This window comes from Bradyrhizobium shewense (genome assembly GCF_900094605.1).
Classification (GTDB): domain Bacteria; phylum Pseudomonadota; class Alphaproteobacteria; order Rhizobiales; family Xanthobacteraceae; genus Bradyrhizobium; species Bradyrhizobium shewense.
Genome location: NZ_FMAI01000006.1, coordinates 285,393 through 306,118, shown reverse-complemented (window position 1 = coordinate 306,118; position 20,726 = coordinate 285,393). Strand labels below are relative to the sequence as shown.

General features: G+C 65.0%; 20 protein-coding genes. 6 read left to right on the top strand and 14 right to left on the bottom strand.

The window, feature by feature from the left end; translation table 11 throughout:
* Positions 1–79 precede the first annotated feature (79 nt).
* The 3 genes from GA0061098_RS14325 (at position 80) to GA0061098_RS14315 (ending at position 3,340) form a co-directional block, all read left to right on the top strand.
* A complete protein-coding gene (locus GA0061098_RS14325) occupies positions 80–1,546 on the top strand; it encodes an amidase family protein (RefSeq protein ID WP_091956987.1) in 1,467 nt (488 codons plus the stop codon).
* 44 nt (positions 1,547–1,590) lie between these two features.
* On the top strand, positions 1,591–2,220 hold the full coding sequence (locus tag GA0061098_RS14320) for a TetR/AcrR family transcriptional regulator (RefSeq protein ID WP_091956890.1): 630 nt from the start codon (positions 1,591–1,593) through the stop codon (positions 2,218–2,220).
* Positions 2,221–3,001: 781 nt separating this feature from the next.
* A complete protein-coding gene (locus GA0061098_RS14315; RefSeq protein WP_091956889.1) occupies positions 3,002–3,340 on the top strand; it encodes a PilZ domain-containing protein in 339 nt (112 codons plus the stop codon).
* Between the two features lie 156 nt (positions 3,341–3,496).
* Here the strand turns inward: GA0061098_RS14315 and GA0061098_RS14310 are convergent, their stop codons facing one another.
* The 3 genes from GA0061098_RS14310 to GA0061098_RS14300 all read right to left on the bottom strand — a co-directional run bounded on the left by GA0061098_RS14310 (position 3,497) and on the right by GA0061098_RS14300 (position 7,230).
* Positions 3,497–5,755, bottom strand: a complete 2,259-nt coding sequence (locus tag GA0061098_RS14310) for a CHASE3 domain-containing protein (protein WP_091956888.1) — start codon at positions 5,753–5,755, stop codon at positions 3,497–3,499.
* On the bottom strand, positions 5,752–6,174 hold the full coding sequence (locus GA0061098_RS14305) for a response regulator (RefSeq protein WP_091956887.1): 423 nt from the start codon (positions 6,172–6,174) through the stop codon (positions 5,752–5,754). Before GA0061098_RS14305 ends, GA0061098_RS14310 begins: the two co-directional genes overlap by 4 nt.
* A 363-nt stretch (positions 6,175–6,537) precedes the next feature.
* A complete protein-coding gene (locus GA0061098_RS14300; protein WP_091956886.1) occupies positions 6,538–7,230 on the bottom strand; it encodes a BA14K family protein in 693 nt (230 codons plus the stop codon).
* A 243-nt stretch (positions 7,231–7,473) separates the two neighbouring features.
* Between GA0061098_RS14300 and GA0061098_RS14295 the strand changes: the two genes are divergently transcribed.
* Entirely contained in the window at positions 7,474–7,881 is a 408-nt protein-coding gene (locus GA0061098_RS14295) for an NADH:ubiquinone oxidoreductase subunit NDUFA12 (protein ID WP_028144863.1), read from the top strand.
* 364 nt (positions 7,882–8,245) lie between these two features.
* Here GA0061098_RS14295 and GA0061098_RS14290 read toward each other — a convergent pair whose 3' ends face one another.
* The gene (locus GA0061098_RS14290; RefSeq protein ID WP_091956885.1) at positions 8,246–8,965 is read right to left on the bottom strand and encodes a DUF899 family protein; all 720 of its coding nucleotides are present in this window, start codon (positions 8,963–8,965) and stop codon (positions 8,246–8,248) included.
* An 83-nt stretch (positions 8,966–9,048) separates the two neighbouring features.
* Positions 9,049–9,735: a DJ-1/PfpI family protein gene (locus GA0061098_RS14285; RefSeq protein WP_091956986.1), complete on the bottom strand. Its 687-nt coding sequence runs from the start codon at positions 9,733–9,735 to the stop codon at positions 9,049–9,051.
* Between the two features lie 95 nt (positions 9,736–9,830).
* Here GA0061098_RS14285 and GA0061098_RS14280 point away from each other — a divergent pair, with 95 nt between their 5' ends.
* Entirely contained in the window at positions 9,831–10,769 is a 939-nt protein-coding gene (locus tag GA0061098_RS14280; protein ID WP_091956884.1) for a GlxA family transcriptional regulator, read from the top strand.
* Here the strand turns inward: GA0061098_RS14280 and GA0061098_RS14275 are convergent.
* Complete coding sequence (locus tag GA0061098_RS14275; RefSeq protein WP_091956883.1) at positions 10,766–11,770, bottom strand: Na+-dependent transporter; 1,005 nt, start codon at positions 11,768–11,770, stop codon at positions 10,766–10,768. The two genes, GA0061098_RS14280 and GA0061098_RS14275, sit on opposite strands and share 4 nt — an antisense overlap.
* A 111-nt stretch (positions 11,771–11,881) precedes the next feature.
* On the bottom strand, positions 11,882–12,829 hold the full coding sequence (locus GA0061098_RS14270) for an alpha/beta hydrolase (protein WP_091956882.1): 948 nt from the start codon (positions 12,827–12,829) through the stop codon (positions 11,882–11,884).
* 207 nt (positions 12,830–13,036) lie between these two features.
* Between GA0061098_RS14270 and GA0061098_RS14265 the strand changes: the two genes are divergently transcribed.
* Positions 13,037–14,071 carry a DUF2155 domain-containing protein gene (locus GA0061098_RS14265; RefSeq protein WP_165637355.1) on the top strand — a complete coding sequence of 345 codons (1,035 nt, stop codon included), beginning with the start codon at positions 13,037–13,039 and terminating at the stop codon, positions 14,069–14,071.
* 41 nt (positions 14,072–14,112) lie between these two features.
* On the opposite strand, the gene aat is transcribed toward GA0061098_RS14265, so the two are convergent.
* The 7 genes from aat to aroQ form a co-directional block, all read right to left on the bottom strand.
* A complete protein-coding gene (gene aat, locus GA0061098_RS14260) occupies positions 14,113–14,793 on the bottom strand; it encodes a leucyl/phenylalanyl-tRNA--protein transferase (RefSeq protein ID WP_091956880.1) in 681 nt (226 codons plus the stop codon).
* A gap of 62 nt (positions 14,794–14,855) precedes the next feature.
* Positions 14,856–15,959 carry a sensor histidine kinase gene (locus GA0061098_RS14255; protein ID WP_091956879.1) on the bottom strand — a complete coding sequence of 368 codons (1,104 nt, stop codon included), beginning with the start codon at positions 15,957–15,959 and terminating at the stop codon, positions 14,856–14,858.
* Complete coding sequence (locus tag GA0061098_RS14250) at positions 15,956–16,396, bottom strand: response regulator (RefSeq protein ID WP_018323001.1); 441 nt, start codon at positions 16,394–16,396, stop codon at positions 15,956–15,958. The genes GA0061098_RS14255 and GA0061098_RS14250 overlap by 4 nt, the downstream gene beginning before the upstream one ends.
* A complete protein-coding gene (locus tag GA0061098_RS14245) occupies positions 16,393–17,919 on the bottom strand; it encodes a sensor histidine kinase (protein WP_091956878.1) in 1,527 nt (508 codons plus the stop codon). Before GA0061098_RS14245 ends, GA0061098_RS14250 begins: the two co-directional genes overlap by 4 nt.
* A gap of 106 nt (positions 17,920–18,025) precedes the next feature.
* A complete protein-coding gene (accC, locus tag GA0061098_RS14240) occupies positions 18,026–19,384 on the bottom strand; it encodes an acetyl-CoA carboxylase biotin carboxylase subunit (RefSeq protein ID WP_091956877.1) in 1,359 nt (452 codons plus the stop codon).
* A gap of 97 nt (positions 19,385–19,481) precedes the next feature.
* Positions 19,482–19,970 carry an acetyl-CoA carboxylase biotin carboxyl carrier protein gene (accB, locus tag GA0061098_RS14235; protein WP_091956876.1) on the bottom strand — a complete coding sequence of 163 codons (489 nt, stop codon included), beginning with the start codon at positions 19,968–19,970 and terminating at the stop codon, positions 19,482–19,484.
* 37 nt (positions 19,971–20,007) lie between these two features.
* A complete protein-coding gene (gene aroQ / locus GA0061098_RS14230; protein WP_091956875.1) occupies positions 20,008–20,475 on the bottom strand; it encodes a type II 3-dehydroquinate dehydratase in 468 nt (155 codons plus the stop codon).
* Positions 20,476–20,726: the final 251 nt, after the last annotated feature.

Genomic DNA, 20,726 nt, shown 5'->3' with positions numbered 1-20,726 from the left:
ATTATGACCGTAATGGCATTGCGCTGAGCTGCTACAGGGCGGCAGCGGAATGCGGCAAACCGTTCTTTGCGAGGTCTTCATGAACGACATCACCGCCGTTTCGGGCCCGATGGCTCAAGAAGAATTCATGGATCGCTCCTCGCTGGGACTCGCGGCCGCTGCAGCAGCTATTCGCGGTGGCGAAATCACATCGGAGGCATACACCGCGGCGCTTCTACGGCGTGCGCGAACGCTGACCGAGCTTAATGCCTTCATAGCCATCGACGAGGCGGCCGTCTTGGAGGCCGCGAGGGACGCGGACAAAGCCCGTGTCGCCGGATCGGCGGCTCCGCTACTTGGCGTGCCGCTCGGCGTGAAAGACAGTTATCTGACGAAAGGGATGCCTACGAGCCTCGGTCTCGATGGCCTCGCTCACTTCGTGCCGCGCGAAGATGCGGACGTTGTCGGTGCCATAAAGCGTGCGGGCGCCCTGGTGTTCGGGAAGAACAACCTCGTAGAGATGTCCTACGGCTTGACCGGCCATAACGCACGTTACGGCCAGGTGAAGAATCCGCACGTACGAGAGCGCGTGTCGGGCGGCTCCTCGAGCGGCTCTGCGGCATCTGTGGCTGCCGGCATCGTTCCCGCCTCGTTGGGCGGTGACACCGTTGGGTCGATCCGGGTGCCTGCATCGTTCTGTGGTGTCGTGGGATTCAAGCCGACCACCGGGCGATGGCCGCGCAAAGGCGTTGCTCCGATCTCCCACACGCTCGACACGACAGGTGCATTTGCCAGAAGCGTCGAGGACTGCGTCCTGCTGGACCAAGTCGTGACTGGCGAAGAGCCAGCAGAGTTCTCAGACAGCGACTATCATCTCAAGGGAGTTCGATTGGCCTTTGCGCCACGGCAGTTCTTGGATCTCGTGGACTCGGAAGTTGAAAGCCGGTTCCGCGAGGCGGTTCGGCGGCTGCAGCACGCTGGCGCGGAGGTCGTCGAGCTAAACCTTGGCGATGATTTCAATGCCCTCATCCAGACCGCGACATGGGGCATCTTCGCTCATGAGACAAGGGGCGCAATCTCGGAATTCCTCCGCCATCATGACATTCCGACAACATTTGAGGCGATTTACGAGGGCCTCAAGCCTCAACTTCGGCAGGCGTGGGGCCACGTTGTGCTGCCGAGCGGTGCAGGTGCCATCTCGGCAGAGGCGTATCAGACGGCGCTCAACGTGAGTCGGCCTGAAATCCAGCACCGGCTCAATGCGGCGTTCGTCGCTCGTGGGGCGCTGGTCATTCTGCAGCCGACCACGCCATGTACGGCGCCTTTGATCGACGAGCAGGAGACCGTCCATATCGCGGGCCAGGACGTCAGCTATCTCGCCTTGGCGAATCATACGCTGTCAGCGAGCAGCGTGGGGCTGCCGGGTATCAGTCTTCCCGTTGGCCTATCTCGCGCTGGGCTGCCGATTGGCCTTGAGTTGGACGCTCCTGTAGGAAGCGACCGCATGCTTTTAGCCCTTGCCCGCAAGATCGAAGGCGTTTTGGCTGCTGAGCCGACCGCGATCTGACGCGGGGCTCTGTCGTCTCGGAGACATTAGTGGAGTGAGATGAGATGCGCTTCGAGAAAGGTCATAAGTTGGCGACACGACGGCACATCATCAATGCGGCATCCAAATGCATGCGCCGGGACGGCATCTCTGCAACCGGGATTGCCGCGATTATGGGCGAGGTCGGTCTGACCAAAGGGGCATTCTCTCCGCACTTTGAGTCCAAGGATGCGCTTGTTCGCGCAGCGCTGGCGTGCGCGCTTGATGACCAGCAGCATTGCCTCGATGAAGGTCAGCTCAACGGCCTTGATCTTGAAGGCGCGATCCAGCGGTACCTGAACCGCGCGCACCTCGAAGCCCCCGCGCAAGGGTGCCCCTCCGCGGCGTTGCTTCCGGAAATCGCGCGCCAGCCCCTGAACACCAGGCAAGACTACGAGAAAGCGCTGGGAAGCTACGTTGCGACTTTGGCCGCGCTGCTACCCGGCGCAGATCCTGAACCGAAGCACCGCCGAGCAAGGGCCATCTTCGGCCTCATGGTGGGTACGCTACAGTTTGCGCGGGCGGTGCCCGACGCGGCCGAAGCGCAGGCAATTTTGGATGGCGGCATTGAAGCCGCGTTGCAATTGGCGCAGGCTCCAGCAGCATCCTTAAGGATGGAGAGGCTCAGGTCGGACACGCTTGGCTCAGATCACTGATGTCACCTGTTGGCCCGATTGCGAAGTGGCGGCGCGGCGTGCCGGCGTCTGCTCAGCAGAGCATACCGGACCAGATTTGGTCAGTCCGAGCTCTACTCAGTTTGACCCTCAGGAGACCAAAAAACCAATCGAGGTCTGTTTTTGCGCCCCGAAGCGATGTTCGACGGAAGCTGGAGGTTGCATGCACCTCTGATCACGCCGCGGTCGAACACTCCGCAATTGTCACTATCGCTGCAATCGGCGACGCATCACAGCGATACCCGAAAGTTTTGGACGTCTTTCGGCCCTCCGTTTCTCGACCTCTTCTGCCCGGCCACGAAGCCTCTGAAGCTCTGCCAGCTGAGAGCTCAGCAACCCGACGCGTTCGCGCAGGACCACGATGCGGTCGCGCACCAGACCAGGACTACACATCAGCACCCCCTACTGCGACTCCTAAATTATCGTCGTCGGAAAAATGTAAAAAGACCCAAGCTCCCAATTTAATTGTAGCCCAGCCTCATGAAACAGTTGTGAAGCACCGCACAAAGGGCGTAAAAAAGCGTCTTTGAGAAGGCTTTTTCAGCTTCCAGATCCCGAATCGAGTGCTCGGATTAACCATTTAATCCGATCCAATTTTAATGAGACAATAATCCTGCTGGTTAGCACACGCCGCGCAGATCAACGTACACAGACCATTGTTATTTTCCGCGCGTCGGCGGGAGCGGAAAACCGATCTCTCAAAGGGTGCCATCGAGATCGCTGCGGTCGTTCGACCGGGCGTCCTGGTTCGGAGACACTCGCCATGATCGAACGTCGTGTAATGAAGCGGATACCGATCAACCGGGCGGCTCGGCTGTCATTTGGCGAAATGAGCGGAACGCATCCATGCGTGGTGCGCGACATCAGCGCCCTGGGTGCCTGCATCTCCACGCCGTACCACATATTTGCCCACGAATTTGTGCTGTCCTTCGACGGCCATTCCGGGGTGTTCTTCTGTCGCGTCGTGTGGAGGAAGCAGACACTTTGCGGTGTATCCTTCTTTCTGCGCCGCCGCTCGCCGAAACCAGCGAATGATCCCAGCGGCACGACGAAAGTGGTGCGACTTGGCCAACCGATTGCGGGTCGCCGTGGGCGCCTCTAACTTGAAGTCCCGACGCGATTGCGTGCGCGCGGCGATGAGACGATCGAAGAGGTACCCGGAAGGTCCTCTCCGGGCCCTTCTCGGACCTCCTGCTATGTCCGCTACCGCGCCGCTGTTGGGGGATAAGCGGACATCGCGGATTTATGAGTACACGCCCTAGCTCGCCGTCATCGTCCCGCCATTCAGCGCCTTCCGGATCATCTCGGCGAGCTGGTTTCTCCGATAGGGCTTCGTCAGCAGCATCACGCCGTCATCGAGCTTGCCGTGATGGACGATGGCGTTGTCGGTGTAGCCGGAGGTGTAGAGCACCTTGACACCCGGCCGCAGCTTGGCCACCTCGTCGGCGAGGTCGCGCCCGCTCATGCCGCCGGGGATGACGACGTCGGTGAACAGGAGATCGAACGGCTGGCCGGCCGCGATCAATTCCAGCGCCGTCCGGCCGTCGGGCGCGGCAATCGTCTTGTAGCCGAGGCTCTCGAGCTGCGCGGTGACGAAGTTGCGCACGAGGTTGTCGTCCTCGACGACGAAGATGACCTCGGCGCCGCCTTCGACCTGCGGCGCGGCGGCGGTTGCGACGTCCGCCGCGCCTTCGCCCGGTGGCAGATAGAGTTTGATCGTGGTGCCGTGGCTTTCCTCGCTGTAGATCTTGATGTGGCCGCCGGACTGCTTGACGAAACCGTAGACCATGGAAAGGCCGAGGCCTGATCCCTTGCCGACTTCCTTGGTGGTGAAGAAGGGCTCGAACGCCTTCTGCTGGATGTCGGGCGACATGCCGGTGCCGGTGTCGCTGACGGCGAGCATGACGTAGGGGCCGGCCACCACGTCCGCATGGGCCTGCGCATAGGCCTCATCCAGCACGACGCGGTGGGTCTCCAGCAGCAGCTTGCCGCCGTTTGGCATGGCATCGCGCGCGTTGATCGCCATGTTGAGTACGGCGTTGGTGAGCCGGGATGGATCGATATGCGCGGTCATCGGCCCCTGTTCCAGCACGGTCTCGATCTGGATCTGCTCGCCGAGGGTGGGACGCAGGAGTTTCGCGATGTCCGCGATCGCGGCGTTGATCTCGACGTTGCGCGGCTGCAGCGGCTGCCTGCGCGCAAACGCGAGCAGATGCTGGATCAGCTCGGCGCAACGCTCGGCGGCATCATCGATCAGCCGCGCCGCGCGCTGGAGCTCGGGCTGCTGCTTCAGGCTCGCCACCAGCGTCTCGGTGTTGCCGGAGATCACGGTCAGCATGTTGTTGAAGTCGTGCGCGACGCCGCCGGTCAGCTTGCCGATCGCGTCCAGCTTCTGCGACTGGTACAGCTGCCGCTCGGTCTCGCGCGACATGGTGGCGTCGTGATAGACCAGCACCGCGCCCGTGATGTCGCCTTGCCCGTCCAGCATCGGCCGGCCGCTGATCATGAGATGGCGGGGAGGATTGCCGCTGTGCGGGCGGACGATCATCTCCAGGTCCTCGAACTGCTCGCCGCGCAGCACGCGCACCGAGGGCAGCTCGTCGGCCTTCATCGGCGTGACGCCGTCGCCGTGAAACACATCCGACAGCGCGCGCAGATTGCGCAGATTCATGCCGGCGCGATGCAGCAGCATGCGCTCCGCGGCCGGATTGGATAGCAGGACGTTGCCCTCGGCGTCGATGACCAGCACCGCCTCCGCCATGCTGTGAAACGTGCTTTGCAACACGTTGACCGACAGGCGCAGCTCGTCATGCGCCGTCACCAGATGCTCGGTGCGCTCGGCCACCGCCGCTTCGAGCGCGTGCTTGGCGGCTTGTGTCTGCTCGAGCGTGCTCTGCAGCTCCACCGTGGCGCGCTGGCTCTTACGCATGACCAGCGCGACCAGCAGCAGGATCAGCACGGCGCCGGCGACGTCGATGCCGAGCAGCACGATGCCGGTACGGCGTGAATCCTGGGAGCGCGCGGTGAGCAAGCGTTCTTCATCCGCGCTCAGATGGTCGAGATTGCCCATCACCGTGTCCATCAGACCGCGGCCCTCGGCCTTGCTGTTGAGCGCGGTAATGCCGGCCTGGTCGTTCGCCGCGCGCAGGCGCATCGCTTCGGCGGCGATCTCGACCCGGCGCAGCGCCAGCGGTTCGGTGCCCTCCAGCAGCGTGACCTGATCGGGATTGTCGCGCACGCCGCGCTTCAGCTCGGCCAGCGCTGGCGCGATCTGGACCCGCACACCCTGAAACTCGTCGGCGAGCGTCTGGTTGCGATAGAGTTCATAGCCGCGCGCGGCGCTCTCGGCGCGGCGCAGTAGCACGCGCAGATCGGAGATCCGCTTCTGCACCTGGACGGTGTGATTGACCCACGTCGCATCGGACCGCGACTTGACGTCGAGGGCGATCGAGGCCGCGGTGATGATCAGGAGGATGGCAAGTCCGGCACCGAGAATGACGCGCTGCGTTGGGATCAAGGGGATTCTTTCTTGTCCTTCGGCTGTGCGCTCTCGCCCGGACCGGCGAGGCATTCCCGGATCATGGTCAGCAGCGCGTCCGGCGTGAAAGGCTTGCGCAGGCAGCGCGTTGCGCCGAGCTCCAGCGCCATGCGAAGGAAATCGGGAGAGGGCGAGGCGGATGAGGCGAAGGCATAGCCGGACATCGCGATCAGCGGAGTAGCCGGCGCGCGCTCATGAAAGATGCGGATGGATTCGAAGCCGCGCATATGCGGCATGAAGATATCAACGAGCATCACCTCAAAGGCCTGCGCTTCCAGCGCAGCCAGTCCTGTTTCGCCGCCGTCGGCCAGCGTGACGTCGAAGCCCTGACGTTGGAGGAGGACCTCGATGGTCGCGCCGACCATCGGATCGTCATCAACCACGAGAATACGCGGCATGACACTTCCCAGTAATCGAAGTCCCCACTGTGATTGGTGATATCCGCGAATCGTGCCTCGGGTCAATTTTGGATTGGATCAGGGTAGATATGCACGGTGCGGTGCATAGGCTGCGGCGCGTGTTCCGTGACTTATTTCGGGCCACGCGTCATCTATGCGTCATGGTCGTGCGAGGGCGCACGCGGCACGCGAAGTGCGAGCAGCTTCGATGAAAGGTTGAAGCAAAGTCGAGGGGATCGCGAGGCCGAACGCGATCGGCAAGACGACTGGCGAAACTGCAGCGGCTCGCAGAACAGACATGGGCGGCGCCGGTGATGGCCGGCGCCGCCCATGCGATTTGTTGCATCGATCGTTCAGGCCGCCTTACGGGCAGGGATGCCGCTGGCCGTCATAACCGAGATAGGTGCCCGAAGCCGGGTCATATGATTTGTAGCGCTGCGCGCAATAGGCCGAGGAGTCGCCGCCGCCATCGGGGACCACCGCCACGGACGGCTCATCATAGTAGCTGTCGCCATAGTAGTAGGGGTCATCGTAATAGCCGCCGCCGTAATAGGCATAGGAGCCGAGCCCGCCGATCGCAGCACCGGCCGCGAAGCCCGGCCAGAAGCCGCCGCGACGATGGTGATGATGCCAGCCTCCGCCGCTCCAGTTGCCGCCGCGGCCTTGCCAGGTGCCGCCGCGGCCTTGCCAAGTGCCGCTGTTGGCGGCTGCAAAGTTACGGCTGACGCCACCGGTGAAGGACGTGCCGCCGCTCGGACGTACCGCTGGGCCGGCCGCGAAGTTACCGCCACCTCCCTGCAACGCGGGGCCGCCGCCAGCCCGTGCTCCGCCACCGAAGCCGCCGCCACCCATGCGCGCGCCGCCGCCACCACCGAAGTGAGCGCCGCCGCCACCGCCACCGCCGAAGTGAGCACCACCACCACCACCACCGCCGACGTGGCCGCCACCACCGCCGCCACGGCCACCGCCGCCGGGCCCCTGTGCAAAGCTCGGTGAGGTCATGGGTAGAACGAGCGCCAGCGCTGCGGCGGCACTCAAAACTTTCAGACTTTTCATGATAAAACTCCTTTCCCGGAAGCAAACCCTATGAAAGGGCTGGGGTTCCTGGGATCACGCCGGTTTGCGCGTGAACGGAGCCTCGCTCTCAATGGCTGTACCCGGCATGAACGGATCGCGTCCGATTTGCGGCAGCATTCTTGGCAAGGACGGCGCATTTGCCGAGGGCACCGCCGCCCCGCCGAACTGGACATTTCGCCGCCCGGATGGCATCAGGACCCGACGAAGCAGGGCCCTTGCCGCATGAAACAATTCTTCCTCAAGTTCTTCACCTGGTGGAACGGCCAGACTTTTGGCACCCAACTCTGGACCAAGCGGTACGGAGAGCTGGTCGGCCAGGACGAGCAGGGCAATCTCTACTATCGCACCCGCGGCGGGGCGGTCGATCCGACGCTCGGCTTCGAGCGACGCTGGGTGGTCTATAACGGCTATGCGGAAGCCAGCCGGATCCCGCCGTCCTGGCACGGCTGGATTCATCACGTCGTCGATGTGCCGCCGACCGAGGCCAACTATCAGCCGCGCGAATGGGAAAAGCCGCACCAGCCGAATCTCACCGGCACGGCAAAGGCCTATCGGCCCTCGGGCTCGACGCTGGCCAGCGGCAAGCGTCCGAAGGCGACCGGCGACTATCAGCCCTGGACGCCTGGCTAGGCTCTCCGTCCTCCATCGAATCTCGATCATTCGGTTGGATGCACGCGCATCCGCCTCACCCTGCTGTGGACAACGGGAACAGCGGGGACGGCGTCTGCGCGGACATTGCGGCCACGCAAGCCATGCGGCTCAATGTTCCCATCTTACGGAGATGGGAAACCATCGCGTTCGGTTCGGGCAACAGTTCGCGACTGTCCCGAAATGCAGCGGCCGCCGACAAGGACTCGATCGGGAGATAGGCCCCCGGTCTGGAAGGTCCGAAATCGCCCGATGTGAATGTGCAGCCGCCGTAAGACAGGAAAGGCCGCTCGGGAAACCGAGCGGCCTTTTTCTTTGAGGCACTTCGTCGGCCGGTTTGTGCGCCTCAGTCGTAGCGCACCTTCGGGAAGAAGTCGCCGCGGCCTTCGGGCGTCATGTCGAGCAGGCCCCAGAGCGGATCGACCAGATCACCGGCGCGATGATGCTGCTTCGGCGCGGGCGGCGCGAAGCTCATCTCCGAGCCCCAGAAGTGCCTGATCTTGCCGTTCGCTCTCTTGAAGACGTTGAAGATCGTTTCGTCCCAGTTCTGCCCCTCGGGAACGTGGTGCTGCGCGCGCATACCCTTGGAGAATTTCGAGGTGTCGCCGAAGTAATCCGCGTCAAAGCTGTTGCCGGCGGTGGACAGCAGCGACAGATGTTCCCAACCGCGTTCGTGGGCCCAGGCGGCGAGCCGCGCGATCGGCGATTTTGCAACAATGTGAAGCGCGGCACGCTCGCCGACATGCCGTGCGGCGCCGTCGAGCCCGTCAAGCAAATGGGTGCAGCCGGGGCAGGGCAGCTCGCGCTCCGGCCCATACATGAAGCTGTACAGGATCAGCGTGTCATGCGGGCCGAACAGCTCCGACATCCTGACCTGTTCCGGCATGCTCGTTTTGCCGATGCGTTCGAAGACGTAATCCTGGGGCACCTCGCCACCGAATGGCAGCGCGCGACGCCTGGCAGAAACGACCTCAATCTGAGCCCGGAGGGCAATCTCCTCATCCAGCAATGCATTTCGTGCGGCACGATACTCAGTGCTTTCGTTGGGGTAGTGGAGATGCTCCATGATTGCGCTCCGGATGCTGTGAGTTTCGTGCGGGCTTAACTCGCCCCCCAAAATCTCAGTTCCACCACCGAAGGGTGGAATGCCTACATCAGACGCGCCGCCGCGCGTTCGACGGCATCGAGGCGGTAGGCCTGCAAAGGCTCAATGCGCTGCTTGACGGAAGCGAGCACTTCGGCGGGCGCGGTATCGGGCGAGCCGGAAGTGAACGGGGGCGCCGGATTATATTCGATCCCGAGCTGGATCGCCTCCGCCGTGGTGCGGTCGATCAGCGTCGACACCAGCGTCAGCGCGAAATCGATTCCCGCGGTGACGCCGCCGCCCGTGATGCGATTGCGATCGACGCAGACGCGCGCCTTGGTCGGCGTCGCGCCGAACTGACCGAGCATCTCCATCGCGCTCCAATGGGTGGCGGCGCGGTAGCCCTTCAAAAGGCCGGCGGCGCCGAGCGCCAGCGAACCCGTGCAGACCGAGGTGACGTATTTGGCGCCCTCGGCCTGCCGGCGCAGGAAGTCGAGCACCTCCTCGTCATTGAGCAGGTCGTCAGTGCCGCGGCCGCCGGGTACGCAGATCACGTCGAGTTGCGGGCAGTCGGCGAATGTCGTGGTCGGCGTCACGATGAGCGCGGAATCGCTCGGCACCGGCTCGATCCGCTTCCAGATCAGGTGCAGCTTCGCGCCGGGCACCATGGAGAACACCTGCAAGGGACCGGTGAAGTCGAGCTGGGTGACGCGCGGAAATACCAGAAGACCGATCTGGAGCGGTGACGACATCGGCAGGTCCTCCAAGGATGAGCTTGACGCGCGAAGATTGGCATGGTGCGGTTGTGTCTGAAATGGCGTAATTCCCTCTATTCCGGACACAGGCTATGATCGGCATCCTGATCTTCCCGGATTTCCAGCTGCTCGATGCGGCCGGCCCGATCTCGGTGTTCGAGGTCGCGGCGCGCTGCACTGGCAGGACGCTTGCGCTGCGCGTGCTGGCCGCGAGCGCGGGACTGGTGCGCAGCTCGTCGGGCGTCGAGATGATGGCGCGTGATTTCAAGTCGGCGAATGCGATCACGACGCTGGTGATCGCGGGCGGCGCGGGCGTTGCGGATGCCGCGCGGTGCGACGTCACGCGCGCCTTCGTGCAGCGGCTGGCGCGGCGCGGCGTGCGCGTGGCGAGCGTCTGCTCGGGCGCCTATGTGCTTGCCGAGGCGGGACTGCTGGACGGCCGCCGTGCCACCACGCATTGGGGACGGACGCGCGATTTCGTCGCGCGCTATCCGAAGGTGAAGTTCGAGCCGGACCAGATATTCACCCGCGACGGCAATGTCTGGACGTCGGCCGGCATCACCGCGGGCATCGATCTGGCGCTCGCGATGGTCACCGAGGACCATGGCGAGGAGATCGCGCAGCAGGCCGCGCGACAGCTCGTGCTCTACCATCGCCGCAGCGGCGGCCAGTCACAGTTTTCATCGCTGCTGGAGCTGAAGACGCCGAACGGCCGCTTCGGCGCGCTGTTGTCCTGGGCGCGCGAAAATCTCGACGCACCGCTGACGGTGGAGGACCTCGCCGATCGCGCCGGCATGAGCGCACGGCATTTTGCCCGCGCCTTCGCCGCCGAGACCGGCGCGACGCCGTCGAAAGCGATCGAGCGGTTGCGGCTCGAAGTCGCGCGCGAGCGCGTGCAGTCCTCGCGCGAGGCGATCGAGCTGGTCGCGGAGGCGACCGGCTTCGGCGATCCCGAGCGCATGCGGCGCGCCTTCATCCGCGCCTTCGGCCAGCCGCCGCAGGCGCTGCGGCGCGCGGCGAGGGCGGGTTAGGGGATGCTTGTCGCAGCAGAGCTGGAGGTGTTCGCGCGTACCGTCAGGCGCCGCGCGATCGGCATCAGCATGTAAGGCGCAAGGTGAATCGGAAACTGCGTCATCGCGAAATAGAGCCAGGTGGTGGGCGGCAATGCGCCGGCCGTAGCCGCCAGCATCAGGCCGAGATTGCGCTGTGACACCATCAGCCCGAGTGCAAGCGCGCGTTCATAGCCGATGCGGCGGAATAGCAGCGTGGTGATCGCGAGCAGGGTGAAATAGATCGCGAACGAGAGAGCTGCGAGGCTGACGGTGAAGAGCGGCTGTGCGAGCAGGTCGCTGACGACATCGCCCATGATCGCGGCCGCGAAGATGAAGAGGATGATGATGTTGAGACCGTCGATCGGCGTCTTGTGACGCTGGATCGCCGCCGCGCCGAACATCCATCGGATGAGCGTCGCGGCCAGCAGCGATGCTGCGAGGATGCCGAGCAATTTCAGGCCCAGCGTCAACGGCGTGACGCTGAGCATGTCGCCGAGGAAGAGGCCGGCGAATAGCGAGGCCGTGAAGGGCACCAGCGCGGTCGAGGTCACCAGCGTGATCAGCACGAGCGTGGCATCGAGACCCATCAGCGCGGCCAGTGCCGGAGAGGCCATCATCGGCGAGGCCATGCTCTGGAGCATCAGTGCGAGCGAAAGCCCGGGGGCGCGAGCCGTGAGTCCGGTTGCGTGCGCGATCAATCCGACGATCAGCGGCACGCCGATCGTGGTCCAGGCCGTGGCGGTTGCAACCAGCGCCGGTCGGCGCAGATGGCTGTAGAGGGCGGCCAGATCGACCCGCATGAAAGAGATGCAGAGCAGGCAGAGGATCGCCTCGGTGAGATAGGGACGCAGCAGCGCGCCGAGCGGTGGCACCGCGGCCGCGATGAATACGACAGCGGCGACTCCGCGCGTGCCCTGGCTGCCGAGCCAAGTCAGGACGCGCAGCGGGAAGGTGGCGATGGTTCGGAGAGGAGAAAGCATAGCGTGAGCGTTGGCGTTTAGCCCGGATGAGCGAAGCGATATCCGGGACAGGTATTTCGACAGGGAGAGCGGACCCGGGTTGCGCTGCGCTCCATCCGGGCTACGGGACTGTCACCCCAATCCCTTCAGCCATGCGCCGATCTCGCTGACGGCAACATTGGCCTGCTGCAACAGCTTGCCCATCGTGAAGAAGCCATGGAATTGGCCGGGATAATGCTTGGTGGTGACTAATACGCCGGCCTGCTTGAGGCGCTCGGCATATTCGTCGCCTTCGTCGCGCAGCGGATCGGCGCCGGCGGTCAGCACATAGGCCGGCGGCAGGCCGGCAAGGTTTTGCGCACGTGCCGGTGAAGCGCGCCAGTCATGGATGTCGGCGGCGCCATTGAGGTAGTGGTCGCGAAACCAGCGGATCACCGAATGCGTCAGCAGCACGCTGGTCTCGGGCTCGCTGTGGGAGCCGTGCGTCATGGCGAAATCGGTGGCCGGATAGATCAACACCTGGCCCGCGATCGCGGGACCGCCAGCGTCACGCGCGGCCAGCGCCACGACCGCGGCGAGATTGCCGCCGGCGCTGTCGCCGCCGATCGACAGGCGCGAGGCGTCGATGCCGAGCTCGCGCGCGTTCGCGCCGATCCATTGGGTCGCGGCGATGGCATCCTCAATGGCCGCGGGAAATTTGTGCTCGGGCGCGAGGCGGTAGTCGACCGAGATCACGATCAGCGCGCCGGCGTCGGCCAACTGGCGGCAGACGACGTCGTGGGAGTCGAGATCGCCGATCACCCAGCCGCCGCCATGGAAGAACACCAGCGCCGGCGACAGGGCGTCGTGCCGGCGCGGCTCCTTGGGAACGTAGAGGCGGGCGGGGATCACCCCGTGCGGTGCCGGGATCGATAGCGATGTGACGCGCGCGAGCTCCGGCGGCTCGGGGTTGGTGGCAAAGCGGGCCTGAGCATAATAGGCGCGCGCTTCCGGCGCCGTCAGGGTCTCGTAGGCGGGGCGGCCGGCCTCCTGGAAAGCCCCGTAGACGGCGGCGGCATCGGGATCGAGCACGACGGGCATGGAAGGGCACACCTCGGGGTTTCCGGTTATCGTTGGATGTCATTTTCGGGGCGATGCCCGCCTCGCGCCCCTGGGAGGGGCTTTCGACTATCCCACCCGCCAGCCGCCCTGGCCAGCGGGCGGCGGGCAGGGCAGGGATGCCGCCCTTCCCCCGCCGTATTCCCCGTGTTAACCGGAGTGCCTGCGAGCGGCGGTATCCCCTGTAGAATGTCCAACAAGCCCGATTCGCTGTTGAAGCCGCGCGAGATGTTTCGAACCATTACCCTGACAGGTCTTGCGGCGCTTTTGGCCGCCACCGCACTGACGGTTGCGACGCCGGCTCAGGCGCAGATCGGCACGATCTTTTCCGATCCGCCGCCGCTGCGGCCGCCCGGCAACATTCCGCGCGGCCAGCCCCAGCCGCAGCAGATACCCGATGACGACGAAGAGGTGCCGGAGCTGCCGCCGCAGGGCCGCGTGCTGCCGTCGCGCCCGATGCCTCCGCCGCCGGGACGGCAGGGCAATGTGATGCCGGGGCCGGTTGAGACCCAGCCTCTGGCGCCGCCGCCGGGCTCCACCGTCGCCCCGCCAAACCAGCCGCCGCCTGTGGCGGTCGCGCCGCCGGGCGCCGGCCAGCCGGGTGCGCCGGGTCGCCAGCCGCAGCAGAAGGGCGGGCCGGGTGGCGCCGTGCCGCAGACCCCGGCAAGCCTGCAGCCGGGCGACGAGGTTGTCACCGAGCCGCCGGCCCAGAAGATCGTGAACAAGAAGGCGACCTTCTCCGGGCTCGACAAGATCACCGGACGCATCATCAATTTCGACGAGGAGATCGGCGAGACCGTCCAGTTCGGCGCGCTCAGGGTCAAGACCAACGCCTGCTACACGCGGCCGGCGACCGAGGCCACCAACACCGACGCCTTCGTCGAGGTCGACGAGATCACCTTGCAAGGCGAGGTGAAGCGGATCTTCTCGGGTTGGATGTACGCGGCAAGCCCGGGCTTGCACGGCGTCGAGCACCCGATCTACGACATCTGGCTCACCGACTGCAAAGAGCCGCAGCAGACCATTGCGACCGCAGCGCCGGATCCCGCGACCAAGCCCGCACCTCCGCCGCCGCCCGCGCAGAAGAAGGCCGCGCCGAAGCAGGTGCAGCAGCGTCCGCCGCAGCCTTTGCCGCCGATCCAGCAGCAGCAACCGGCACCGCCGCCGCCTCCGCCGCCGGAGCAGCGGCCAGGTCTGTTCGGTATCCCGGGGTTTGGCCGCTAGGCCAAATCCCCCGGAGTTTCGGCCGCCAAGCCTGCTATCGATTATTGCCGCGCGGCGATGATCTCGAGCGCGCGTGCGCCCGGGATCGCCTCACCCGCAGAGAGCTTCAGGAAATCGCCGGGCTCGCCCGCGAGCGCCTTGTCGAGCAGCGCGGTGTAGCGCCGCCGCGAGATCTCGGCCGCGCCAAAGCTCTTCAGATGTTCGGTGACATATTGGGTGTCGAGCAGCTCGAAGCCGCCATGGATGAGCCGCGCGAGCAGATGCACCAGAGCGACCTTCGAGGCATCGCGCGCGGTGTGGAACATGCTCTCGCCGAAGAAGGCCCGTCCGAGGCTGACGCCGTACAGCCCGCCGACGAGGTCCTCACCCTGCCAGGCCTCGACGCTGTGGCAATGGCCGAGCTCGTACAGGCCGCCATAGAGGTCACGGATGCGCTTGTTGATCCAGGTGTCCTCGCGTCCGGCCTGCGGCGCGGCGCAGCCGGCGATCGTCGCCTTGAACGCGGTGTTGACGGTTACGCGAAACACATCCGAGCGCACGGTGCGCGCGAGCCGCGAGGCGACACGAAATCCATCGAAGGGGATGACGCCGCGCAGCTCCGGCTCGACCCAGAACAGGGTCGGATCTTCGGCGCTCTCGGCCATCGGAAAGATGCCGCAGGCATAGGCGCGCAGCAGCACGGCCGGTGTGATTTCAGACGGGGCGGAGTCGCGCGAAGTCATGGTTCGCAATCATAGCAGGATCGCGACGCGGTTGCGATGGGGGTGCGCAGCAGCGTGCGAGATCAGCTCGCGGCCGCGGTGCTGGGCCTGCCGGGGGCTGCGGGCATGCGAGCGAATTTCAGCACGATCCGGGTTCCGGAATGGGCGGGATCGCGCTCGACCGTGGCGTCGAGCTTGGAGGCCATGGCCGCGACGATGCGCTGGCCCATGCCGGTGGAGCGCGGATCGGCCTTGACGTTGTCGCCGACGCCGTCGTCGGTGATCGACAGCAGGACATCGTCGCTCTGCGCGTGCAGCTCGACATGGATCGGGCCGGCGCCGTCGGGATAGGCGTATTTCACCGCGTTCATCACCAGCTCGTTGACGATGATGCCGACGGCGACCGCGCGGTCGGGATCGATCTCGATCGGCTCGGCCTTGAGCGTCAGGCGCGACATCCGGTTGCCTTCGGCCGAGCGGCGGAGATCCTCGAGCAGCGAGTCCAGATATTGATTCAGGACCACGCTCTTCAGATCCTGCGAGGTGTAGAGGCGGCGGTGCACCTGCGCGACCGCGGCGACGCGGCCCATCGCGTTGGTCAGTGCCGCCTTGACCTCGTCCTGCGCGGCGGAGCTTGCCTGGAGGTGCAGCAGCGAGGCGATGATCTGGAGCGAGTTGCCGACGCGGTGGTTGACTTCGCGCAGCAGCAGCTCGCGTTCGGCGGCAAGGGCGGCGTAGCGGTCGCGCGAGGCATGGATCTCGGCCTCGGCTTCCTCGCGTGCCTTCTGCAATTCGGCCTGGCGTAGCGCGCCCTCGGTTGCCACGTGGAGCAGGGGGATGAAATCGCCCGTGACGTCCTTGACCAGATAATCGGCCGCGCCGGCCTTCAGCGCGGTGACGGCGATGCTGGAATCCTGCGAGGCCGTGACGAACACCACCGGCGGCGCACCCGGGATCGCCATGATCTGCTCCAGCGTCTCCAGCCCGTCGAGGCCGGGCATGTACTGGTCGAGCGCCACCACGTCGATGCCGCCCTCGACCGCGGCGCGGCGGATGCGCTCCAGGCCTTCCTCGCCGCTCGCGGCATGGACGACCCTGTAGCCGCGCCGCGTCAGGCCGCGATCGACCAGGCGCGCCAGCGCACTGTCGTCGTCGATGTAGAGCAGTGTTGGCGTGCGCTGGTTCATGGGGCGGCGGGAGGGACCTGGATGACCGAGAAGAACAGGCCAAGCTGCCGGATGGCATTGGCGAAATTCTCGTAGTTGACGGGCTTGGTGATGTAGACGTTGCAGCCGAGCTCGTAGCAACGCTTGATTTCCTGGGAATCGTCGGTGGTGGTCAGCACCACCACGGGCGAAGCCTTCAGATATTTGTTTTCCTTGATCTGCCTCAGGATGTCGATCCCGGTCATGTCGGGCAGGTTGAGGTCGAGCAGGATCAGCAGCGCGTTGCCCTTCTGCACGAGCCCACTGCCGTCGGCACCGAACAAATGCTGCATCGCGTCCGTGCCGTTGGGGAACGAGACGATCTCGTTGTTGACTCCCGAGCGGCGGATGTTGCGCTCGATCAGGCGGGCGTGGCCCTCATCGTCCTCGATCATGATGATGGTGACAGGCTGGGTCATCGATCTGCGTTCCGGTTGCTCACATTCCAGGCGATCGGCAGCGTGATCGTGAAGGTGCTGCCCGCGTCAAGTTCCGATGATACCGACATGGTGCCGCCGAGGCGACGCACAAGTGCACGCACATGCGCAAGACCAATGCCCTGGCCGGGCTTGTCCTGGGTTCCCGCGCGGCGGAACAGGTCGAATATCCGCTGATGATCCTTCGGATCGATCCCGCGGCCATTGTCGCTGATCTCGAAGATAGCGTAGCCGAGCTTGGTCCGCCCGCGAATTCTGATCTCGCCGGGCGCCCCGCGCTTCAGGTACTTGATCGCATTGTCGATCAGATTGGAGAAGATCTGCTCGAGTGCGAGCCGGTCGCTGACGATGTCAGGCAGGGGCTCGAGGTGGATCTGGGCTTGCGCCTCGGCGGCCTGGTGCGCCAGCGTCGACACGATGGCCTCGATCAGCTCGCTGGTGTCGATCTTCACCGGCTGGAATTCGCGTCGGCCCTCGCGGGTGAGGTTGAGGATGGCCGAAATCAGCCGGTCCATCTTGGCGATCGACGTCTTGATGAAGCCGAGCGCTTCGGAAAAATCCTCCGAGAGCTGCTTGTCGGCGCCTTCGAGCACGATCTCGCCGGGCGCGCCAGGCGCCAGCGGCGGCCCGCCGGCGGGGACTTGGGTGAGGCTGCCGAGGCGGCGGAAGACATCGCCGCTGAGCTCTTCGAGCTCGCTGGTGAAGCCCATGATGTTGACCAGCGGCGAGCGCAGATCGTGGCTGACGATATAAGCAAAGCGCTGGATCTCTGCGTTGGCTTCGCGCAGGTCCGCGGTGCGCTCGTCGACGACGGACTCCAGATTGACGTTGGCATCGCGCATGCGCGCTTCGGCCTCGTCACGGGCGCGGGCCGAGCGCCGCACCAGCCAGGTCGAGATCAGAGCCAGCAGCACGACGAGGCCGGAGCCGATGCCGGTCATCGATGCGGCCAGGGTCTGACTCCGGTCGGAGTTTGCCGTTCGGACCCGGAACAGCCGCTCCTCCTCGCGGATCATCGCGTTGGCCAAGTTGGTGATCGTCGTCGTGGTGTTGCCGGCCGCGGCCTCGCGGATCAGCGCCGTGGCCCTGTCCGGTTGGCCCTCCTTCACGAACTTCATCTCGCGCGAAAACTGGTCGAGCCGGGTCGCAATCGCCGCACTCAGCTTCTCGATGCTGTCGCGTTGCGCCGGATTGTCGCCGATCTGGCGCGTGAGCTTATCGAGTGCCGGAATGATCGCTGCGACGGCCTTCTCGTGGTCCGACTGGAAATCCGGTCCCTGCGTCAGGAGATAGCCGCGGGCGCTGCTCTCGGCGCGGCGGATTTCGAGCAGCAGGGCGTTGATTTGGCTCTCCGCCTCGATGGTGTGAAGCACCCATTTGCTGTCGTCCCGCGTCTTGTTGACGAGGTAGACCGAGCCGGCGCTGATCACAGTCAGAATCAAGAGACCCGCCGAGATCAGCAGGATCTGCCAAAATGCGCGCCGTCGTTGGGCCTCGGCCGTCACGACGGCCTCGCTCTGTCACGTTCAGCGGAAGTCAAAACGCCCCCTTGGAACTGTCCCCGCGTCGAGAACGCAATGGGGGCCAAAGGGTTCCATGACGAAAGTGGATTTATCGCGGGGCGGGTTCCGTCTTGCCGGCTAAATACTGTTCCAGCCAGTGGATGTGATAATCGCCGTTGATGATGTCGTCTTCACGCACCAGTGCGCGGAACAGCGGCAGCGTGGTCTCGATGCCTTCCACGACCATCTCGTCCAGTGCCCGGCGTAGCCGCATCAGGCATTCGGCGCGGGTCTTGCCGTGCACGATCAGCTTGCCGACGAGGGAGTCGTAATAGGGCGGGATCGTGTAGCCTTGGTAGACCGCGGAATCGATGCGGACGCCGAGTCCGCCGGGCGGATGGTATTGCAGTATGCGGCCGGGCGAGGGGCGGAAGGTCAGGGGATTCTCGGCGTTGATGCGGCACTCGATCGCGTGGCCGATGACCTGGACCTCTTCCTGCCTTGCCGGCAAATCGCCGCCGGCGGCGATGCGGATCTGCTCCAGCACGAGGTCGATGTCGGTGATGCTCTCGGTGACGGGATGCTCGACCTGGATGCGGGTGTTCATCTCGATAAAGTAGAACTCGCCGTCCTCGAACAGGAACTCGATGGTGCCGACGCCGAGATATTTCATCTCGCGCATCGCCTTGGCGCAGGTCTCGCCGATCTTGGCGCGCGCGGCGGCGGCAAGGACAGGCGAGGGGCCCTCTTCCCAGACCTTCTGGTGGCGGCGTTGCAGCGAGCAGTCGCGCTCGCCGAGATGGATCGCGCCGCCGCGGCCGTCGCCGAGAATCTGGATCTCGATGTGACGCGGCTTCTGGAGGTATTTTTCCAGATAGACCGAGGCATCGCCGAAGGCGGATTTGGCCTCGTTGGCCGCCGTCGACAGCGCCACCTGCAGGTCGGCCTCGCTCTGCGCGACCTTCATGCCGCGGCCACCGCCGCCGGCCGCCGCCTTCACCAGTACCGGAAAGCCGATCTTCCTGGCGATCGCCAGCGCGTCGTCATCGGGACCGACCGCACCGTCGGAGCCGGGCACCACGGGGATGCCGAGCTTCTTGGCGGTCTTCTTCGCCTCGATCTTGTCGCCCATCAGGCGGATGTGCTCGGCCTTGGGACCGATGAAATGAAGATTGTGCTCGGCCAGGATCTCCGCGAAGCGGGCATTCTCGGACAGGAAGCCATAACCGGGATGCACGGCATCGGCACCGGTGATCTCGCAGGCCGCGAGCAGCGCGGGCACGTTGAGATAGCTGTCCTTGGATGCCGGCGGTCCGATGCAGACGCTCTCGTCCGACAGGCGCACATGCATGGCATCGGCGTCGGCGGTGGAGTGCACGGCGACGGTCGCGATGCCGAGCTCCTTGCAGGCCCTGAGGATGCGAAGGGCGATCTCGCCGCGATTGGCTATGAGGATCTTGTCGAACATGGTGCCTCAGCAGGCAAACAGGAAGGTGCGAATGGCGAGTGGCGAATAGCGAGCAGAGAACGGTGACACCATTCGCTATTCGCTACTCCCCATTCGCCTACTCAATGATCACCAGCGGCTCGCCGTACTCGACCGGCTGGCCGTCCTCGACCAGGATCTGCGTCACCGTGCCGGCGCGCGGCGAGGGGATCTGGTTCATGGTCTTCATGGCTTCGATGATCAGCAGCGTCTGTCCGACCGAGACCTTGCTGCCGACCTCGATGAATGGCTTGGCGCCGGGCTCCGGTGCCCAATAGGCGGTGCCGACCATCGGGGAGCTGACGGCGCCGGGATGCTTCGACAGGTCGGGACCGGCGGCGGCAGGCGCGGCGGCGGCGACCGGCAGGGCGGCGGGAGCGGCTGCCATCTGCATCGGCATGGTCGCAGCAACGCTGACATTGCGGGCGACGCGCAGGCGCAGGCCCGCACGTTCGATCTCGATCTCGGTGAGGCTGGTCTCATCGAGCAGCAGAGCGAGCTCGCGGACGAGCGCGGAGTCCTCGCTGGAAAACTTTGCGGCTGCTTTGTCGTCTGGCTGGCGCGCCATGTTCTTTGATCCGAATGTTCTGTTTGATGAGGGGGCTTCAGGCTTTGGGCTTGATGGCAAGCTTGGCGGCAAGGCCCTGGATGGCGAGGCGGTAGCCCTCGATGCCGAAACCGCAGAGCGAGGCGAAGGCCGCGCGTGCGGTGTAGGAGTGGTGACGAAAGCTCTCGCGGGCGTGGATGTTGGTCACATGCACTTCGACCGTCGGGATCTGCACCGCGAGCAGCGCGTCGTGCAGCGCGATCGAGGTGTGCGAATAGCCGCCTGCATTGACGATGATGCCCTTCATCCTGCGCGCATGCGCCTCGTGGATGAAGTCGATCAACTCGCCCTCGCGGTTGGACTGCCGGCAATCGGCCTTGAGGCCGAACGTTGCCGCGGTCTCCCGGCACAGTGCCTCGACGTCGGCCAGCGTGGCGTGGCCGTACTTCTCGGGCTCGCGCGTCCCCAACATGTTGAGGTTCGGCCCGTTGAGGACGAGGATCGTATCGGTTGCAGGTTCTGCCATTCCAATCCCGGGGAAGAGGTGCTCGGCGTGGCGGGGTTATAGGTAACAAAGCGGCCTAGGGGAAGCCTTGAAGGGCCTCCCAAGGGGCTTCAGGTAGCTCATCCCCGGTGCAAAAACCTGTGCGGAAGCTACGGAAATTGCTTGTTAACCAGTTCTAATCGTGGCTGCCGGAGGGAGGCTCGCAGGGGAGGGCATAGCATAGGCCAAAGGCCCCTGCCGATCTCTCGGCAAGGGCCCATTTGGGCTTCAGC

Excerpts from the sequence above, each read along its gene's own strand:
- aroQ (WP_091956875.1), bottom strand. The coding sequence starts at position 20,475 with ATGGCAGAACCTGCAACCGATACGATCCTCGTCCTCAACGGGCCGAAC.
- aat (WP_091956880.1), bottom strand. The coding sequence starts at position 14,793 with ATGACTTCGCGCGACTCCGCCCCGTCTGAAATCACACCGGCCGTGCTG.
- GA0061098_RS14285 (WP_091956986.1), bottom strand. The coding sequence starts at position 9,735 with ATGTCGTCACCGCTCCAGATCGGTCTTCTGGTATTTCCGCGCGTCACC.
- GA0061098_RS14280 (WP_091956884.1), top strand. The coding sequence starts at position 9,831 with ATGATCGGCATCCTGATCTTCCCGGATTTCCAGCTGCTCGATGCGGCC.
- GA0061098_RS14320 (WP_091956890.1), top strand. The coding sequence starts at position 1,591 with ATGCGCTTCGAGAAAGGTCATAAGTTGGCGACACGACGGCACATCATC.
- GA0061098_RS14325 (WP_091956987.1), top strand. The coding sequence starts at position 80 with ATGAACGACATCACCGCCGTTTCGGGCCCGATGGCTCAAGAAGAATTC.
- GA0061098_RS14295 (WP_028144863.1), top strand. The coding sequence starts at position 7,474 with ATGAAACAATTCTTCCTCAAGTTCTTCACCTGGTGGAACGGCCAGACT.
- GA0061098_RS14290 (WP_091956885.1), bottom strand. The coding sequence starts at position 8,965 with ATGGAGCATCTCCACTACCCCAACGAAAGCACTGAGTATCGTGCCGCA.
- GA0061098_RS14300 (WP_091956886.1), bottom strand. The coding sequence starts at position 7,230 with ATGAAAAGTCTGAAAGTTTTGAGTGCCGCCGCAGCGCTGGCGCTCGTT.
- GA0061098_RS14305 (WP_091956887.1), bottom strand. The coding sequence starts at position 6,174 with ATGCCGCGTATTCTCGTGGTTGATGACGATCCGATGGTCGGCGCGACC.
- GA0061098_RS14275 (WP_091956883.1), bottom strand. The coding sequence starts at position 11,770 with ATGCTTTCTCCTCTCCGAACCATCGCCACCTTCCCGCTGCGCGTCCTG.
- accC (WP_091956877.1), bottom strand. The coding sequence starts at position 19,384 with ATGTTCGACAAGATCCTCATAGCCAATCGCGGCGAGATCGCCCTTCGC.
- GA0061098_RS14265 (WP_165637355.1), top strand. The coding sequence starts at position 13,037 with ATGTCCAACAAGCCCGATTCGCTGTTGAAGCCGCGCGAGATGTTTCGA.
- GA0061098_RS14270 (WP_091956882.1), bottom strand. The coding sequence starts at position 12,829 with ATGCCCGTCGTGCTCGATCCCGATGCCGCCGCCGTCTACGGGGCTTTC.
- GA0061098_RS14250 (WP_018323001.1), bottom strand. The coding sequence starts at position 16,396 with ATGACCCAGCCTGTCACCATCATCATGATCGAGGACGATGAGGGCCAC.
- accB (WP_091956876.1), bottom strand. The coding sequence starts at position 19,970 with ATGGCGCGCCAGCCAGACGACAAAGCAGCCGCAAAGTTTTCCAGCGAG.
- GA0061098_RS14255 (WP_091956879.1), bottom strand. The coding sequence starts at position 15,959 with ATGAACCAGCGCACGCCAACACTGCTCTACATCGACGACGACAGTGCG.
- GA0061098_RS14315 (WP_091956889.1), top strand. The coding sequence starts at position 3,002 with ATGATCGAACGTCGTGTAATGAAGCGGATACCGATCAACCGGGCGGCT.